Origin of the sequence: Micromonospora sp. NPDC049366, assembly GCF_044466625.1 — a bacterium.
Classification (GTDB): Bacteria; Actinomycetota; Actinomycetes; order Mycobacteriales; family Micromonosporaceae; genus Micromonospora.
Genome location: NZ_JBITMV010000032.1, coordinates 1 through 16,989, shown reverse-complemented (window position 1 = coordinate 16,989; position 16,989 = coordinate 1). Strand labels below are relative to the sequence as shown.

Genomic DNA, 16,989 nt, shown 5'->3' with positions numbered 1-16,989 from the left:
GAGGCTTTCCAGCGTGACCAGGGCTGCTCCCCGCGCACGCGGGGGTGATCCGGCGACCCGGACGGAGTTCCAGGACCTCGTCGTCTGCTCCCCGCGCACGCGGGGGTGATCCCGTGCAGGTTGGCGTACACGTACTGCCCGAACACTGCTCCCCGCGCACGCGGGGGTGATCCGGTGAACGGGACGAGGTACCCGCCGTTGGCGTCCTGCTCCCCGCGCACGCGGGGGTGATCCCGGGCTCGCGGGCATCCGCGACCTGTTGGAGCACTGCTCCCCGCGCACGCGGGGGTGATCCCGTCGACGTCGAGTAGCCGGCGTTGGACACGACCTGCTCCCCGCGCACGCGGGGGTGATCCCCGTGCGACCCTCCCGGCGGCCCACCAGCCTCCCCGCTCCCCGCGCACGCGGGGGTGATCCCGATCGGGGCGGGCACCCTGCCAGGCCCGCCCCGCTGCTCTCCGCGCACGCGGGGGTGATCCGCAGAACGCCGCCGCGAACACCACCGCCGGGTTCTGCTCCCCGCGCACGCAGGGGTGATCCTGCCCTGTTCACCGCAACATGGTCGGGCGACTTCTGCTCCCCGCGCAGGCGGGGGTGATCCCGAGCTGGATGGAACGTTGTACTGATCGAGCGGCTACTCCCCGTGCACGGAGTGATCCTGCCGGCTCGAGCATTGCCAGTCCCATGCTGACTGTTGCCGCGCACGTCGGGTTGATCTGGGTCTTCAAGCCAGCATTACTGGCCGCGAGTTGCCTGCGGCGGTACTACGCCGGTCGTCCGCGACGTCCGAATCGGCGGCGCTTGGATGCCTTGCTCCACCCACTGGGCAGGGCGGGGTTCTTGGTTGGTTCAGCTGGTCTACGCATCAGGACCACTCCGTCGACGTCGACGGGGACCCAGTGATGGTCGTGCGCTACGAAGGAGAGTCGCTGTTCGCCACGAACTTGGAAGACCATCAGTGCACGCCCTGGACCTGCCATGTCGACTACTCGCATCCACAGTCTGTTGCGTACGCGGGTGGAGATGTGCCCGACGTACACGCCTGCGGAGATCTCGATCAGCCATTGGGTGAGGTGTCCGCGGAGGCCTGGTGGGCAGGCGGTGAGGATGATGACGGTCATCAGAAGTCGATCTCGCCCGTGTCAGCGTAGTTGCGCCCGGCGCTGAGTTCGATTCCGCTGTCGTCCCACAAGCGTAGGGTGTCTTCGTCTTCGATGTCCCCGGTGGTTTCGGGTTGGAGCAGCAGCATTCTGATGTCTCGTACGCATCGCGCGAGGATTGCTCCGTCGTGTACGCGGTCCCGTACGGCTCGTCGGGTGTCGGCGGGGATGTCGGTGGAGCCGTTGGCGGCGATGTCGAAGGCCACGGGGATGGTGATTTCGGCTTTGTAGAGGTCAGCTATGTCGTAGACGAAGGCGCGCTCGTGGCCGGTGTGGACGAAGCCGAGTCCGGGTGCGGCCCCGAGCGCGACGATGACCGTGTGCACGATGCCGTAGAGGCAGGCGTGTGCTGCTGAGAGGGCTTGGTTGATGGGGTCGCCGCCGGCGAAGTCGGTCCGGTCGTAGTCGCGGTGATTCCAGGTGACGCCGGTTCGTTCGGCGTGTTGACGGTAGGTGCGGCGGACTCGTGCACCTTCCTTGCCGCGAAGCTGTTGCATGGTGAGGTTGGCGGTGTTTTCGCCGGGGAAGCGCATCGCGTACATGGTGCGGGCGACGGCGAGCCGGCGGTCGCGGTGGCTGACCGCGGCGGCTTGGGCTTGGAGCAGTCGGCTGGAGGCGGCGAGCGATCGGCCGTGGGCGTAGTAGCGCACGCCTCGCTCGCCGACCCAGACGGCGGTGGCTCCGTGATCGGCGAGCAGGGCGATGGCTTGGTGGGTGATGCTGGTGCCGGGTCCGAGGAGCAGTACGCCGACTGAGGCGGCCGGGATGTGGACGGTGCCCTGGTCGTCGGTGGCGGTGATCGCGTTGCTGTCACGGTGGATGACGCTGCGCTCGAGGTAGAGGAAGCTGATGCGGTCCTCGGCGCGGGACAGGTCGGCGATTTCGGCTGGCGGTGCGCCAGGGATCTTCATTGCGCTCTCCCTCAGTTCAGCCCGCGGGGGCGAGAGTGAGCAGGCCGCAGCCGTACGCCTTGGCGTGGCCGATTCCCCGGGTCAGGGTCTGGCGGAAGGCGTTGGCATCGGCGACCTGGAGGATGCCGTCGTAGGTGACAGTGGTCAGGGTGACGGTGCCCAGGCCGCGTTTGAAGCTCTGCGTCCGGCGGTGGTGTAGGTGCAGGTTGGGTCGCCCGTCGTGTTGGGTTGCGATGGTGAAGCCGTGCCGGGTGGCCCGGTTGGTCAGCCACCCGATCTGTTCCTCTTCGCGCAGGTAGCCGAAGCGCTGGGTCTCCTTGGCGTCAGCGGTCTTGCGCCCACTGTGGGAGGGGTTGGCGGTGAGGCGGAACGCCCAGGTCTGGCCGGGGTGCAGTGAGTCGAGCAACCCGTCGTAGTCGCGGGTGACCCATGCCTCGGTGGTGGGCCATCCGGCTTGTTCGACGAGGTGGGTGAGGTCGGGCCGGCCAGGGCTGACGATGTAGAGGAGCATTCTGCCCGGGGCGGAGGTGTCGAGTCGCCAGAGGGTGCGGCTGCCGTCGCGTTCGTGGTCTTCTGGTTCGGCGAAGGCGGCGCGGACGGCGGCGTGCAGCGCGTGTGGCGAGGAGAGTAGTTTGCGGGCGCCGCGCCGGGCAGGGTTGATCTGGAAGCGGGTGAGGAACATCGTCAGCCTCCCAACAGGCTCAGCGGGTCGTGCTCGTCAACGCCGGCGCGTTCGGCGATGTCGTTGGTGACGTCGACGTGTCGGCGGAGCACGGAGCGCCAGCTGTGCTGCCGGTGCGCGGGGTCGAAGCTCACCGGTTCGTCGGGCACGGTGTCGGTGACGGGTTCGTGGGGCAGGGCGTCGCGGATGATTTCCAACCGGACCGTGGGGGCGCATCGGCGACGGTGCCACTCTGCGGCAATCCAGGGCCACTGCGTCAACGCGCTGTCGATGGTTCCTGCGTGTACGCCGAGGCTGACCGGCCCGACCGGCGGGCATGATCGGCGCCCGAGGTAGAGGGGAAACTGCGGCCTGTTCAGTGCCTCCGCCAGGCCATGCAGCAGCTTCTCCTCGCCAGCGACCGCGGCAAGGAAGGCCGCGTCGGAGAGGTAGTAGCGGTAGGTCAACGGTGCGCTGCCACGACCGTCCAGGGGTCGGGCAGTCTGGAAGTCCCGCAGAATCTGGCCTGGTTGGTCCAGGCGTACGCCGAATGTCAGGCCGAACAATTCGGTGAGTGGCTCGGTGCGTCGGATGCCCTTGGCGGCGGCTAGCAGACCGATCACTCCGCTCTTGGTCGGTGCCACCTCGGTGCCCCGGCGGGCGAAGCGGCTGGACGAGCCCCAGGACTGCAGGGGTCCCGCCAGCCTGAGCAGTAGCACGCTCATGCCGGCTGCCCGAGCACCACTGCGACGTGCTCTCCGACCCCGTTGACCAGTTCGCTGAAGCTGACCGCCTTGCCGAGGTCGGCCAGCACCGCGGTTTTGTCACCGACCTGGGTGACCCAGCTGGCCAGCGGCCGCTCGCCGTAGGCGTTCTCGACCGCCACGATGTGCGTGGCCAGTGCGGCCGCGGCAAGCTCGACCCGGCCGGCGGCGTGGGTTTCGCGGATGGGGGTTTCGAAGGCCCCGACGAGGTTGATGGGCTGTGTGTCGCGTAGCCGCACGAGCACCGCGTCGGGGAGCGTGCGGTGGGCGAAGGTGTTCTGCTTGCCGGTCGGCATGCTGCGGGCGAATGCGGTGAGGAACGCTTCGACGGCGGCGCGGGTGGCGGCAGCGTCGCCGAGTGTGCGGTGCAGTGCGTCGACGTCGAGCGTCGCGTAGCGGTAGAGGGTGGACGAGTTGAACTCGATGGTGCCGATCATGCCGGCGCCGGTCTCGGAGGCGTCGTTCTTGCGATCGTCGACGGCGGTGAAGTAGTCGAACTCGTTGTCGACGGCGTGGACGCTGATGGCGTGGGAGACCTGGCAGGCGGCGTCGACGTTGATGTCGGCCATGTCCGCGAGCATGCGGCCGAACATGGCGATGTCGACGGAGTGTTCGGTGTTGGCCAGGGCCTTGAATTGGGCCTTGTCGAGGCTGGTGCCGGCGCGTGCGGCGTCCAGTGCGGCGGCGGCGAGGTTGTCCAGTTGCCGGTGGCTCAGGAACAGCAGGTAGCCGGACTCGACGTCTTTCACCTCGCCCTTCTTCTTCTCGGCCTTGGCGAGCCCTCCGGCGACGAACGTGTCGGCGGCAAGCTTGGACGCGTCCTCGTCGCTGAGGCTCGGGTCGAGGGCTTTGATCCGCGCGGCAAGCGACTCGCCCACCCGCTTGGTGCGTTCACCGAGCTGCGATCGGTCGAGCAAGTCGGCGAACGCCAGCCGGATGGCGCGCTTCCATGCCTGGCTGGAGACCCTCGCGCGCCGGACGCCGCCGTAGATGGCGGTCTTGGGCGAGCCGGTGTCGTCGCGGTTGAGGTTGCTCGGCGGTACCGTCTGCAGGGCGTAAACGTCGATGATGGTGCGGTTCATGCTCAGTTCTCCTCTGCGGTTTCCGGTGCGGGGGCGTCGACGTCGGTGCTGGGCCGGCTGCGGAAGAATTCGCGTCCCCAGATGGCCTGGACCTTGGCGGGCCCTCCGGGTCGGCGCAGCGTCCACAGGTCGTCGGCGAGGAGTCCGTAGTCGATGGGGATCTGGTGTTCCCGCAGCATGGTGACCAGGCTGCGCAGGTGGTAGATGCTTTCCTGGTAGGTGCTGGCGGTGCCGAGGGCGGCGAACCGGCGTCGGACGCCGTCGGGTCCGCCGGATCGGCGGACCAGGTCGGCGAGTGCTTGCCCCAGCCCGCGGCCGTCTACGTGCATCCGTTCCCGGCGGGCCTGTTGGTGGAGCGCGTAGAGGGTCACGCTGTCGTGCACGGCGTGTTCGGTGTCCGCGGCCTCTGCGTCGTCGGCCGGCCGGTGTCCGAGCAGGGGTTCCGGCACGTGCAGATAACGCTCGAGGGTGACGTCGAAGCCTGGCGTGCGGCCGATGCCGCGGCGTAGTCGGGCCAGCGCGCTGACCGCCTCGGGTTGCGGCACGGCGCTCAGAACGCGTGCCTGTAGTGCGCCGACGGTGCGGGCGACGTGGTCGCCGAACTCGCTGCGGCGTCTCCTCCACCCCTTCGGTACCGGGTCGGTCGGCTGTTCGGTCTCGATCGTGGTCATACGGGTTCCTCCTGCCTCTGCTGCGGGGATTCGGCCGCCATCGGCAACGCCTTGGCCAGGCCGGCGAGGAACCACGCCTCGGCTTGGGAGCTGGAGTAGTGCACGTCCCTGCCCATCCGGTCGGTGCCGGTACGGCCTACCCAGGCCTTCGGTCCGGCCTCGGTGACCAGTTCGCCACCGAGGCGGCGGACGGCCCGGCGGACGTGTCGCTGCCAGCCCGCACGTTCGCTGACCGGGTCGCTCTCGGGACCGAGCCGCGCCAGCCAGTCGCGGAAGTCGCGGTCCAGCAGTGCGTACGCGCGCTCGCCCGCACGCTCGGCTTCGCCGCTGTCGGTGTCCCGGCTGCCGGCGGCCCGCGCGAGGTTCTCGGCGAGCCGCCGTAGCACGGTCACCGCGGCTTCGGCGTCGGCGGCGGAGTCGACGACGGCGGCGCGCAGCGGTGAGTCCTCGACAAGAGTCAGCACGTTCATCGTCAGCGCGTCGCTGAAGACCTCGTCGACGACCGCCTGCTGGGTGCCGTAGGTGATGCTCACAGCGCGCGGGCGGACGTGGAAGTCCGGCTCGATGGCTCCGGTGACGGTCAGTCGGGCCAGCCACTGCACCACCATGGGTGAGAGGCGCTGTGGGGGCTCCGCGCCGGGGGCCGGTGGTGCCGGCAGCAGGGTCTGCAGTCCACGCCACAAGGCGCGGCTGTGGTCGTGGGAGCGGGGCAGGTAGATCGGCGTGCGCTTCTGCTCTCGCTCCCGGGGGCCGCTGCGGCCCCACACGCTCATGGGCTCCAGCAGGTGCCGGTCCTGCCAATCGAACCGGTCACCGTTGGCGATCATCGCGCCGGTGATGCCGCTTCGGTCACCGAAGAGTCGGATTCGGCGCGACTGCCACGTGTAGAGGCTGAGCAGACCGTAGGGGCCGCGCGTGACATCCGATTCCTCGGTGGCCGCTTGCGGGTCCCGCTCCCAGATCGGCAGGTCCCGTTCGTCGGATCGTTGCCAGCCGGGCGCGATCGGCACCAGGTTGAGCAGCAGAGTCTCCAGCAGCGTGGTGCCCTCCAGGTACACGCCTCCCAGCGACCCGAGGGTCGCTACGCCGATGGGATACCCGCGGCCCCCCTTGACGCGAGGGTCGCCGACCGCCCCGGTCTTGATGCCGGACGGGTCGTACGCCTGGCAGTGCACGAGCCAGCGGGCCGCCTCGGCGGGCGAGATGGACTCCATTCCCGTTCCCGCGCGAGTGGTGAGAAACGGCAGGCCGTTGGGAACGTCGGCGATGAGCCGTTCCAGCCCGTAGGTGTTGTCCTTCGCCGCCCGCAGGTCGGCTACCTGGTAGAACGGCTGCGTCGGATGCAGGAGGTCGAAGCGATCGCGGAAGGTGTCGAGGTAGTCGCGGATCTCGTTGATCGGCACCTGTCGGTCACGCCACAGTGTCCGCCAGGCGGCTTCCCCGGGAGGACCGCCGGTAGCACGGTGCAGGATCGCCAGCGCCAGCCGCAAGATCGCAAACGATTGCGTCGGCAGGTCGCAGGCGATCATGCGGGCGCGGCCGGCCTGTTCGAAGAGGTCCTGCAGCGAGACGTCGCGGCGTTGGCCCGCGTCGTCGAGGAGGGGGATCCACGTTTCGTCCAGCAGTGAGAACTGAGTTTCCCGCGGTGAGCTGTTCATCGAGCCTCACCTCCTTCGTTCGGTCAGGGTCGGGCAGCGCGGGTGACGCGTAGCCCTTCGGTCGGGTCGTAGTGCAGGTCGAAGCCGGCCACGGATGCTGTCCCGTCGGTGCCGATGTCGAGCACCAGCTCACCGGCGAGCCAATGGCTGTCCTGCCAGCCGCTGACGTCGATGCGGCGCTCCAGGTCGGCGATCACCTCATCGACGACGTCGCTGGCGGTCATGGCCGGCGGCAACGGCAGCGTGCAGCGCGCGATCTGTCTGGGCAGGGGCCAGCGCGGGGTGCTGCTGGTAGGCACGAGCACTCCACCCCCGTCGATCCATGGCGGGAGCACCAGCCCGTCTGGCGTGCGTACCAGCAGCAGGACTTCCAGGGACTCTGCGTCGGTGTCGCGAACGTGTCCCTGGGCGGCGCGGTCGTTGGTGCCGGCGATGCCGCCGGCGAGCCAGCCGATTAGGGGAACGCCGGGGGCGTCGACGCTGCCGAGGCGGAAGCTGTCCGCTTTGAGTTCCTTGGCGGTGAAGTCGTCGCGCTGCTTCGCCTCCGCTTCGGTCATCGTGGGCTGCCACGAGGCGGGGCCGAGGGGATCGGTGCCGTAGGCGGTTTGGGTCAGCGGTGCGATGTCCGACGGCAGGCGCAGAGGCACGCCGTCGAGGTGCGGGAGTAGGGCCGCCGCGCTGCGCAGCAGCGTCGCCGGTTGGTAGACCCGCCGAGATCCGGTGACCGGCTGTGGTGGCTGGGTGGTCCAGTCGGCGCCGGTGATCCAGCACATCGGTGTGGCGACGGGGGCGGGTCGCGCGTTGCGGGGGTGTCGATGGAGTCGGCCGATGCGCTGCAGTATCAGGTCGATCGGGGCCAGGTCGGTGATGAGCAGGTCGAAATCGATGTCCAGGGATTGTTCGGCGACCTGGCTGGCGACCACGACGTGCCGGCGCGGGCGGTTGCTGCCAGCGTCGGGGGGGCCGAACGTGTCGCGCAGCCAGCGGTCCTTGGCGGCGCGGTCGACGGCCATGAATCGTGAGTGCGCTACCGACACCGGCGTTTCCGGCCCGAGGGCTGTTCGCAGCGCGGCTGCGGTCTCGTGAACCCGGGTGACGGTGTTGCGGACCACGAGCGCGCAGCCGCCGTCGGCCAAGCGGTCGCGCAGGAGTTCAACGAGCGTGGGTAGGTCGTCGTCGAGGCGTCGCAGTGTGACCTGGAGGCTTCGGCCGGATTCGGTGCAGGTGGTGGCGGTCGCGCCGCGCTCTGCGTTCGAGACAGTGATGAGGGGATAGCGGAGGTCAGCGCGGAGCGGACTGTAGGGGTCGGGGCGCGGCTTGCCGCGGTCGCGCCACGTTGGCGGAGGGGGTGCCCCGAGCCGTCCGTTGTCGTAGGCCGCCATCAGCTCGGCCCGGCGGTGCGCGGGCAGCGTCGCGGATAGCACGATGACCGGGACACCGTAGGCACCGAGCCACTCGAGTGCCCGATCCAGGAAGCGGCCCATGTAGACGTCGTATGCGTGGGCCTCATCGATGACGACGATCTTGCCGGCGAGGCCGAGGTGACGCAGCACAAGGTGCTTGCCGCGCAGCGCGGCGAACAGCAGCTGGTCGATGGTGCCGACGACAAAGCTGGACAGGAGGGCTCGTTTCGGCCCGGCCAGCCAGGCGTGGACACCGACGGCGGCACCGCCGCTGTCTTCGGCGATGCCGCTGGGCAGCGATGTTGTCCGGAGCTGGTCGTACTCGGGGTTGAGGGCGGCCTTGCCGTGCGCCAGTCGGACGTCGCGGTCGCCTCGGCCGAGTCGGGCGTCGGGCAGCTGACGCAGCCAGGACAGCATGCGGCCGAACATCGCGTCGCTGGTGGCGCGGGTGGGCAGGGCGAGGTAGCAGCCGGAGGCGCCGATGCGGCGGGCAAGGATCTCCACCGCGGCGAGAGCGGCCTCGGTCTTGCCTTCTCCCATGGCCGCCTCGACGATCATCATGCCGGGGGTGGGCATGGTGGCGGCGAGTTCGGTGGCGGTGCTTTGAACAGGGCGGACTGTGGCGCCTGGGGGCAGATGGAATCGGGCGGCGAACAGGTCGTTCACGGTCTGCGGCGGTTCGGCCGGTCGCCAGGGCACCGGCAGGTCCAGCAGGTCCCACCCGCTCTGCAGTCGGTCGGAGTCGGTGCCGTCGAGCATGTAGGGGAAAAGATCCTCGTTACTGGCGATCCAGTCAGCGACGATGACAAGGCCGGTGAGAGCGGCCTGGGCCGGCTGCGACAGCGGCACGTCACGCCAGTCGGCGAGTCGGTCACCGGCGCCGGAGCGCTGCGCCATCCAGGTGAGCAGCTCCTGCCGCGCCTGGCGCCAGGCATCGTCGCCGAGCAGGTGAGGGCGTACCTGTACGTCGCGGAGACCCTCGTCCGTCGGCGGAGCGCCGTGGTGGCCGCCGACGATGACGGCGTACGGGTGCGGGTCATCCCAGTCCTGTTGGTGGAGCCAGTCGGCGAGAACAACGTGTCCGGCGGTCGCGTGGGGGGCGTAGCGTCGGTCGGCGCGGATGAGGTCGCGGTGGTAGCCGAGGCCGTGATCGCGCATCCGTTCCGCCAAGGCTGGTGCCTGGCAGGCGAAGGCGGGGGTTGCCTTGCCGATGTCGTGCACCCCGGCGATCCAGACCGCGAGTGTGCGGCCGTCGGCGTCTGCGCCGGGTAGTTCGTCGGCGATGCGTCGACGCACCGCCGGGCTCAACCAGTGGTCCCACAGGTGTCCGGCGACGTCGGCGCTGTCGGCGAGGTGGCGCCACAGGGGCAGCCATCCAACTGGTGATAAGCCTCGGCGGTCGGTCTTGCCCCAGACAGCGCGGGCGGCGTCGCTCAGCTTCGGGCCGCCGCCGGTGATGTCGGGGCTCACTGCGTCACTGCCAGCAACGAGGTGGGCGCGCCGGTGTGTGACAGGTAGAGCACGTCGCGGGCGCGGGTCAGCGCCACGAACAGCAGGCACCGCTCACGCTGAAGGTCCTGCCTGTGGGCGTGCGGGTCCTCTGCGGCGGAGGTGATCGCGCGGGGAGCCGGCAGGACGCCGGCGTCCAGTCCGACGACCGCGAGGCACTGGAACTCCAGGCCCTTCAAACGGTGCATGGTCGCCACCCGCACGCCGTCGGCACCGCGTTGGTCGTCGGCGACGGGGATGTAGGCGTCGGCCAGCGCCTTGCTGATGGTCTTCGTGAGTTGGCCGGTGCGGGCAGCTACGCCGATGGCGTGTGGCTCGACGCCCTGCTCCAGCCACGCGCCGACTCGCTCGATCAGCGCTTCGAGCTCGCCGTCGCGGGTGTCGCAGGCGGTAACCTCGGGGGGCCCACCGCGGGTGACGGATCGGTAGCCTCGCAGGGTGTCGCTCTCGCCGTCCAAGCCGACGGCGGGTTCCCCGTTCAGGACCCGGACCGACAGGTCCAGGATCTCGTGCGTGGTGCGGTAGTTGACGGTGAGTCTGCGTGTGCGCCCGCGGACTTCGATGCCCAGTTGGCTCAGCGATACGTGACTGTCGTAGATGCGCTGGTATGGGTCGGCGAGCAGGAACATGTCGTTCGGCCCGGGTGCGACGAGTGCGCGCAGCAGCCGCCACTGGGCGGGGTGCAGGTCTTGGCCTTCGTCGACGATGACGTGCCGGTAGGGGCTCGGTCCCAGTCGGGCGATGTCCGCCGCGTCGTCGGCGATCTGGGTGTGGGTTCGTAGGCGCCGTTTCGCCAGCTCGCGCGTGACGCCGTCGATGACGCTCCACACCTGCTCGCGTTGGCTGGCGCGCAGGCGCTCACCGCGGCCTTTGCGGGGGGCGTCGCGGTACTGCTCAAGGGTGGTCAGACGCTGGGCCAGGACGACCTGCTCCCACTCTCGCCTGAGGAAGGCGGCGCTGAGTGTGGCGGTCTGGCCGGCACGGTTGAGGTAGGTTGGCCCGTTCTTGGCGGCCGCTTCCCACATCCGGTCGATGACCTCGTTCTCGGCGACGGTGACCTTGCCGCCGGCGCGGGTGACGATCTCGTGGGCGAGCCGGTCGACGCTGATGACGTCGATGCGTGCACGCACGGCCGGGTGGGATGTGAGCCGGTGCAGCTGGCGGGAGAGCGCGTCGGCGAGCGCGCGCGTGAAGGTGGTGAGTAGGACCTTCTCGCCCTCAGGTAGCTGCTCGGCGAGGAACACCGCTCGGTGCAGACCGGTCACCGTCTTGCCCGTTCCGGCGCTGCCGGTCACCAGCGCGGGACCGCTGTAGGTCGGCCGGTAGGCCACGTCGCGTTGCGTGGGGTGCAGGAAGGTGCGCCACACGTCGAACGGGTGGGCGAGGATGGCGGCGAGTTCCACAGGCCCGGAGACGAAGGCGATGCGTTCGGGGGTACGGCGGGCGGCGGCGAGGAGATCATTGGTGTCCACGCCGGACACCACCCGGTCGGCGACCTCTGCCCAGACCTCGTCGACTGGCAGTCCGCTGGCGAGGCCACGCAGCACGTCGAGCTGCATCTCGGGCAACCGTCCGCCCAGGCTCTCCAGCTGCTGGTCGGTTCCGATGACCCGCAGCAGCGGAACGAGGTCTTCGTCCACGCCCAGCCGGATCAGGTCGGCGGTCGGCACGTGGTGGAACAACGTGCCGGTTCCCGGCGCGGGAAGCTCGCTGCGGGCGAACTTCTCGATTCCTGCCTGGTCACGCATCTCCAGCACGCCGAGGGCTTGGTTGACGGTGAACCGCCGGCTGACCGCGAAGGCGATGGCGTCGTCGTGCGGCAGGACGTTGAGCAGGGCGTATCTGTGCTCGCCGAGGGACAGCACCACACCTCGGTAGAACTGGTCGATGCGGATGGTGCGGATGTTCGGGTCGCGAGCTCCGGCCAGCTTCTCCAGGTGCAGTCCGGCGTGGGTGTGCTCGGCGAACTTTCCGATGGCCGCATCCACGGCCCGCTGCACGCGGCGCTGCAGCTTGGCGTAGGCGGGGAGGAATCCCCGGTCGATGGCTAACTCCGCCATGCCCCATCTCCCCCGTTGTCAGCTTGTAGGCAGGTGCGGGCCTGCCGTCACCGGTACCGTCGTGAGCCGTTGACGTCGCCTGGCCGGTCTGGGCGCACGGACCGTCGGCCCCCTCGGAGCGCGATCCTCATTGAACCTCTTGTGAACCCTGTTTGCAATCGTTCTTTTCGTGGTCGGCCTTCATCAGATCGATCCGGATGGCCTCGTCTCGGTCCGGGAGTGGCAGCCGCTCGGCCGATAGGCTGAGCATCGTGTTAGCTGGTGTGAGCCTCAAGGACCGGTACAAGCTGAGCCGCCTTCCCCTGGCGCACAAGGGGATGGGCGAGGTCTGGGCCGCACAGGACACTCTGCTCGACCGCCCGGTCATCGTGAAGTTCGTCAACGCCGCCATGCTGGATGTCGACCTGGTGCGCCGCTTCCGCCGCGAGGCGCTCCTGACCGCCCGGCTCGACCATCCGGGCGTGCCAGCGGTCTACGACCTCGGCGAGCACGCCGGCGTGCCCTATCTGGTGCTGGAGAAGATTGACGGGGTCGCCCTCACCGACCTCATCGCCGAGCAGGGACCGTTGCCGATCGCGTGGGCTGCCTCCATCGGCGCACAGGTCAGCACCGTCCTGCTCGCCGCGCTGCAGATCGGCCTGGTGCATCGTGACATCAAGCCGAGCAACATCATGCTGCACACGAGCGGCGCGGTGAAGGTGCTCGACTTCGGCCTGGCCGTGGTGCGCGATGACGACCGATACTCGCGGATCACCCAGACCGGGCAGGCCCTCGGCACGTTGGGCTACATGGCACCGGAACAGGTGCTGGGTGCTCCCACCGACCACCGCGCGGACCTGTACGGCCTGGGAGCGACGCTCTACGACCTGCTCACCGCCTGCCCACCGTTCGACGGCACCACCACAGCACTGTTGCGACACCAGTTGGACAGCCCTCCCCCGCGGCCCGCCCGGTTGCGACCCGACATACCCGCCGTGCTCGATGATCTGATCCACGCCCTACTGGCGGTCGACCCGCAGGACCGGCCCGCCACCGCCGCCGAGGTGTACGCCGTACTGGCCCCGCTCGTCGAGGACCTCCCGCCGATTCCGGGCGTGCTCAGCGACACTGCCCACCCGGTACAGGCGTACGCGGCGATCGTTGGGCGGGTACCGCAGCAGGGACGCCCTGCGACGACGCCGGCCCAGCAGAGCGCGCTGGATGTGGAGCAGCTCGCGCGCGAGGTGGGCGAGTTCCAGGCCGCCGGCGAGTACCGTGCCGCCGCGCGGCTGTGGCGCCAACTCGCCGACTATTACGCGCGGCGGCACGGTGATGACGATCAACGGGTCTTCGACTTCCGACTGCACGCGGCCCGCGCCCACGTGCCCTTGGGCGAGCATGATCGAGCGTTACGTCAGCTGAACCTGCTGCTTCAGGACCGGCTTCGGGTAGACGGACCCCGGCATACGGCGGTACTACAGTTGCGACGGGAGATCGAACAGCTGAGCAGCAACCGTTCCGCGGTGCCGCGCCGCTCCGAGACGTAGGCGACGTGGATCGCTGAAGGCCCTGGGCAACAGGGCCGCCTTCTGCTCGGGAAACCGACCGCCCCCGTAGCGGAAGACCTGTGCACAGTTCTGCCCGCGCGTTTCGGTGGTCATCGCGCGCCGGGCCAGCGTTGAGTACATGGTGGCGTGCTTCAACCAGGCCGCCTCCTCACCGTGGCGGTCGAAGCCACGGCCGCTCGCCGCATGCCCGAAGACGTCGTGAACAGCGCGGAACATGTCATTCTCGGCGTCGCTGAGGTAGGGATGCGGGTTGCCGCTGGCGGCGCTGGCCCAGACCCTCAATCGGCGATGACGCACATCGTCGATCATGGGGCCGGCCTCGGTGTAGGGGTCCTCGTCAACGATCCGCACCGTGATGCCCAGGCCACCAAACTCAACCCGGCCAATCAGGAAATGGAACTGCTGCACCGTCTCCCGGCAGAACGCCGCGTAGGCGGCGTAGGCGCGCTCGTCGCGCACTGGCGCTGCCAGATACGCGTCCGCGATGGCCGCACCGACAACGGGGTCAAGGCGCACACGCGCATACGCGTCCGGGCCGACGGCCGCCGGTGCGCCGTGGCTGTACGGAAACGGCGTGGAGAGCAGGAATGGCACCGGCGGAAAAGACGGTGTCGGCGCAACGGTCGGCGGTACGAGCAAGGGTGTTCATGGTCCTCCTTCGATCGTGAGAGATGACAGCTGTCGTCAGCGGGGTGGTAAGCCCTCCTGCGCAAGGCGCGTCTTCGGCTGCTCGGAGAGCGCCGTGCGCTGCTCCTGACGGATCAACTCGCCGAGCACACGGATCTCGGAGGCTCGACGGTCCTGACAGAACTTGGCGATCTTTCCCACGGTGGTGCTTCGTCCGCGGCGTGGCATGGCTTCCTCCACCATTGCTCGGGCTGAACGAGAAGAAGGTAGCAGGCTGTGAACCGTGTACACAAGATGGTACCGCATGGTAGCGTTCACGCGTGACGATTGAGTCGAGCATGACGCCGAGCGACGCCACCCTGACCGCCAGCGGCATCGCACGACTGGCCAACGTCGGCAGGGCTGCGGTGAGCAACTGGCGTCGTCGATACGCCGACTTCCCTTCCCCCGTCGGGGGAACTCCGACAAGCCCATCCTTCGACGCCCGGGAGGTCGAGGACTGGCTGCGCAGCCATGGCCGGCTACGCCACGCCACCACCCACGAGCGGGCCTGGCGACACATCGAGAGTTACCAGCCCGCTGCGCTGCTCAACGACGCACTCGGCATCGCCGGCGCCTTCCTGCTCGTACGCGCCGACACCGCCAGCACCACCTCAGAGGACCTGCCGACACCGCACCAACTCATCGCGCACCTGCACACGCTCGACCCTGCCATTGCCCGCCTGGTCGACGCCGTGGTCCCGAAGCAGTGGACCCCGCAGCTCATAACGCTGCTGCACACCGTCGACCAGCTCGCGTCGGAGCAGGACCCCGAGAGCGCCTTCGAATACCTCCACAGTCAGTACGTGACCTCGGCCCAGTCGCTGTCCGGCCTCGCCGGCACCCCGGACACCGTCGCCGAGGTGATGCTGGCGCTCGCCGGCACGGGAGCCAGCACCTTCGACTTCACCAGCGGCACCGGCACGATCCTGCGGATGGCAGCCGACCGAGCGCTCACCGACGGCACTTCAACCAGGTGCTATGCGCAGGAAATCAAACCGCAGTACGCCCTCATCACCGCGCTCCGGCTCTGGTTCGTCCACCTGCGCGCCCGCCGCGCGGGTCACGCCGGGCAGCCACCTGAGGTGCACGTCGGCGACAGCCTCCTCGCCGACGCTCTGCCCCACCTGAGAGCCGATGTCGTCATAGCGAACTTCCCGTTCGGCATCCACGACTGGGGACACGACCGCCTCGCCTACGACCCCCGCTGGACCTACGGACTGCCCCCGCGCACCGAACCCGAACTCGCCTGGGTGCAGCACGCCCTTGCTCACCTCTCGCCGGGTGGCACCGCCGTTGTCCTCATGCCCCCGGCAGCCGCAACACGACCAGCCGGCCGTCGCGTACGCGCAGAACTGGTCCGCCGCGGCGCCCTACGAGCGGTCATCGCCCTGCCCGCCGGCCTGATGCCACCAGTCGGCATCGGCCTGCACGTCTGGGTCCTCAACCAACCCGATCCGCACCACGCACACTCCGGTGGCGTGCTCGTTGTCGACACCACGGACGCCTCAACCAGCCGACCCCTCATCGACGTCGTGACCGCCGCCTGGCGAAGCTACCTCTCCGACCGCTACGCCGGCGAAGCCGGAGTGCACCGTCTCGTGCCGGCCATAGAGATGCTCGACGACCAGGTCAACCTCACGCCGCAACGCTACCTGCCGCAGCCCGAAGGACTCGCCGCCAAGCCCGACGAGATCCTCACCAGGATCGACGAATTCCATCAACTCCTGGACGGCATCAAGCGCGCCCTACCCGCAGTCAACCGGACGCAGGCGGCGACGCTACGCGAAACCGCACAAGCCAACATCGCGGACCTGGTAAAGGCCGGCAGCATCACCATCCACCGCGGAGGACCACGCAGCCGCAGCGCCGACACCCCCACCACCAGCGCCGTGCTCACCGCTGCCGATGTTCTCTCCGGTGGCCCGCCAACCGGCTCCACCACCCGTCCGCTAAGCGAAGGGCCAGGGCCGAGAGTCGCCCCCGGCGACATCCTCGTCCCGAGCATCAGCAGCCTCATCGCCGCCCACGTAGCCACGCCCGAGCAAGTCGGCGCCGAACTAGGACCTGGCGTTCAGTTGCTACGCGTCGACACAACACGCTTCGACCCCTGGTTCATCGCCGGCGTCATCACGCGAACCGACAACCCGCGCCTCGCCGGCCGAACCTCCGCAAGCAGCACCGGGTCCCTTCGAGTCGACATCAGACAACTCACCATCCCCGTCCTGCCACTCGACCAGCAGCAGGCGTATGGAAGTGCCTTCCGCCGACTCGTCGAGTTCCGCACCAAACTTGACCAAGCCGCGGCCACCGGGGCGGCACTCGCCCGAGACATCAACGAAGGCCTCATCACCGGGACCCTCGGCACACCGTCCTGACCAGACATGTCCTCACGGCCGTTACAGTCACGGCGGAGCGACGAGGAGGTGGCGTACCCTGGTCCCCGTAGCGAGGTCCGACGCCGGACACCAAGTGAATGAAACTGACGAAGTTGATCTTTAGCGGCGCAGGTCAACAAGCCTGCTCCCCGCGCACGCGGGGGTGATCCGTCCCTCGGCCTCGGCGCGGCGGACACGTCGGCCTGCTCCCCGCGCACGCGGGGGTGATCCCACCGCAGCTTGCTGCTCATCCACTCATGGTGGCTGCTCCCCGCGCACGCGGGGGTGATCCCGCTGTAGCCATGACCGGAGTATTCGCCGAACACTGCTCCCCGCGCACGCGGGGGTGATCCCGGGGGTCAACTCCGATCCGGTCGGGGGCGGGGCTGCTCCCCGCGCACGCGGGGGTGATCCGACCGGGGACCGGAACCTGTCAAGTCAACTGAGACAGTTTCTTGATTTTGTTTAGCTTTGTGCTGTTGGAAGGCCGGTGGCCGCGGCGGCGGCGATCTGTTCGAG

13 protein-coding genes and 2 CRISPR repeat arrays (1 of these 15 only partly in view) are annotated in these 16,989 nt (G+C 69.1%); of the genes, 2 read left to right on the top strand and 11 right to left on the bottom strand.

All coding sequences use genetic code 11. From position 1 onward, the window contains the following. Nucleotides 1-604: a CRISPR direct-repeat array (repeat unit 28 nt; unit sequence CTGCTCCCCGCGCACGCGGGGGTGATCC) (it extends 3,027 nt beyond the left edge of the window). Nucleotides 605-764: 160 nt separating this feature from the next. From cas2e to ACIBTV_RS29910, 9 genes are read right to left on the bottom strand one after another with little or no spacing between them, the layout of a single operon-like run. After that, nucleotides 765-1,121, bottom strand: a complete 357-nt coding sequence (gene cas2e / locus ACIBTV_RS29950; protein WP_396710295.1) for a type I-E CRISPR-associated endoribonuclease Cas2e — start codon at nucleotides 1,119-1,121, stop codon at nucleotides 765-767. After that, nucleotides 1,121-2,071, bottom strand: a complete 951-nt coding sequence (gene cas1e / locus ACIBTV_RS29945) for a type I-E CRISPR-associated endonuclease Cas1e (protein WP_396710294.1) — start codon at nucleotides 2,069-2,071, stop codon at nucleotides 1,121-1,123. Before cas1e ends, cas2e begins: the two co-directional genes overlap by 1 nt. 16 nt (nucleotides 2,072-2,087) lie before the next feature. After that, nucleotides 2,088-2,753, bottom strand: coding sequence for a type I-E CRISPR-associated protein Cas6/Cse3/CasE (cas6e, locus tag ACIBTV_RS29940; protein ID WP_396710292.1), 666 nt, complete (start codon nucleotides 2,751-2,753; stop codon nucleotides 2,088-2,090). 2 nt (nucleotides 2,754-2,755) lie between these two features. Further along, on the bottom strand, nucleotides 2,756-3,457 hold the full coding sequence (cas5e, locus tag ACIBTV_RS29935) for a type I-E CRISPR-associated protein Cas5/CasD (RefSeq protein ID WP_396710290.1): 702 nt from the start codon (nucleotides 3,455-3,457) through the stop codon (nucleotides 2,756-2,758). Beyond that, nucleotides 3,454-4,578: a type I-E CRISPR-associated protein Cas7/Cse4/CasC gene (cas7e, locus tag ACIBTV_RS29930; protein ID WP_396710288.1), complete on the bottom strand. Its 1,125-nt coding sequence runs from the start codon at nucleotides 4,576-4,578 to the stop codon at nucleotides 3,454-3,456. The genes cas5e and cas7e overlap by 4 nt, the downstream gene beginning before the upstream one ends. Before the next feature lie 2 nt (nucleotides 4,579-4,580). Continuing rightward, nucleotides 4,581-5,249: a type I-E CRISPR-associated protein Cse2/CasB gene (gene casB / locus ACIBTV_RS29925; protein ID WP_396710286.1), complete on the bottom strand. Its 669-nt coding sequence runs from the start codon at nucleotides 5,247-5,249 to the stop codon at nucleotides 4,581-4,583. Beyond that, nucleotides 5,246-6,907, bottom strand: a complete 1,662-nt coding sequence (gene casA, locus ACIBTV_RS29920) for a type I-E CRISPR-associated protein Cse1/CasA (protein WP_396710284.1) — start codon at nucleotides 6,905-6,907, stop codon at nucleotides 5,246-5,248. The genes casB and casA overlap by 4 nt, the downstream gene beginning before the upstream one ends. A gap of 23 nt (nucleotides 6,908-6,930) precedes the next feature. Beyond that, nucleotides 6,931-9,780 carry a CRISPR-associated helicase Cas3' gene (gene cas3, locus ACIBTV_RS29915; protein WP_396710282.1) on the bottom strand — a complete coding sequence of 950 codons (2,850 nt, stop codon included), beginning with the start codon at nucleotides 9,778-9,780 and terminating at the stop codon, nucleotides 6,931-6,933. After that, entirely contained in the window at nucleotides 9,777-11,879 is a 2,103-nt protein-coding gene (locus tag ACIBTV_RS29910; protein ID WP_396710280.1) for a UvrD-helicase domain-containing protein, read from the bottom strand. Before ACIBTV_RS29910 ends, cas3 begins: the two co-directional genes overlap by 4 nt. Nucleotides 11,880-12,142: 263 nt before the next feature. On the opposite strand from ACIBTV_RS29910, the gene ACIBTV_RS29905 reads away from it, so the two are divergent. Beyond that, nucleotides 12,143-13,405, top strand: a complete 1,263-nt coding sequence (locus ACIBTV_RS29905; RefSeq protein ID WP_396710278.1) for a protein kinase — start codon at nucleotides 12,143-12,145, stop codon at nucleotides 13,403-13,405. Here ACIBTV_RS29905 and ACIBTV_RS29900 read toward each other — a convergent pair. Next, nucleotides 13,334-14,020, bottom strand: a complete 687-nt coding sequence (locus tag ACIBTV_RS29900) for a hypothetical protein (RefSeq protein ID WP_396710276.1) — start codon at nucleotides 14,018-14,020, stop codon at nucleotides 13,334-13,336. The genes ACIBTV_RS29905 and ACIBTV_RS29900 overlap by 72 nt on opposite strands. A 90-nt stretch (nucleotides 14,021-14,110) precedes the next feature. Further along, complete coding sequence (locus ACIBTV_RS29895; RefSeq protein WP_396710274.1) at nucleotides 14,111-14,254, bottom strand: hypothetical protein; 144 nt, start codon at nucleotides 14,252-14,254, stop codon at nucleotides 14,111-14,113. A gap of 119 nt (nucleotides 14,255-14,373) precedes the next feature. Between ACIBTV_RS29895 and ACIBTV_RS29890 the strand changes: the two genes are divergently transcribed. Continuing rightward, nucleotides 14,374-16,470, top strand: coding sequence for a class I SAM-dependent DNA methyltransferase (locus ACIBTV_RS29890; RefSeq protein WP_396710272.1), 2,097 nt, complete (start codon nucleotides 14,374-14,376; stop codon nucleotides 16,468-16,470). 142 nt (nucleotides 16,471-16,612) lie between these two features. Further along, nucleotides 16,613-16,884: a CRISPR direct-repeat array (repeat unit 28 nt; unit sequence CTGCTCCCCGCGCACGCGGGGGTGATCC). Between the last annotated feature and the right edge of the window lie 105 nt (nucleotides 16,885-16,989).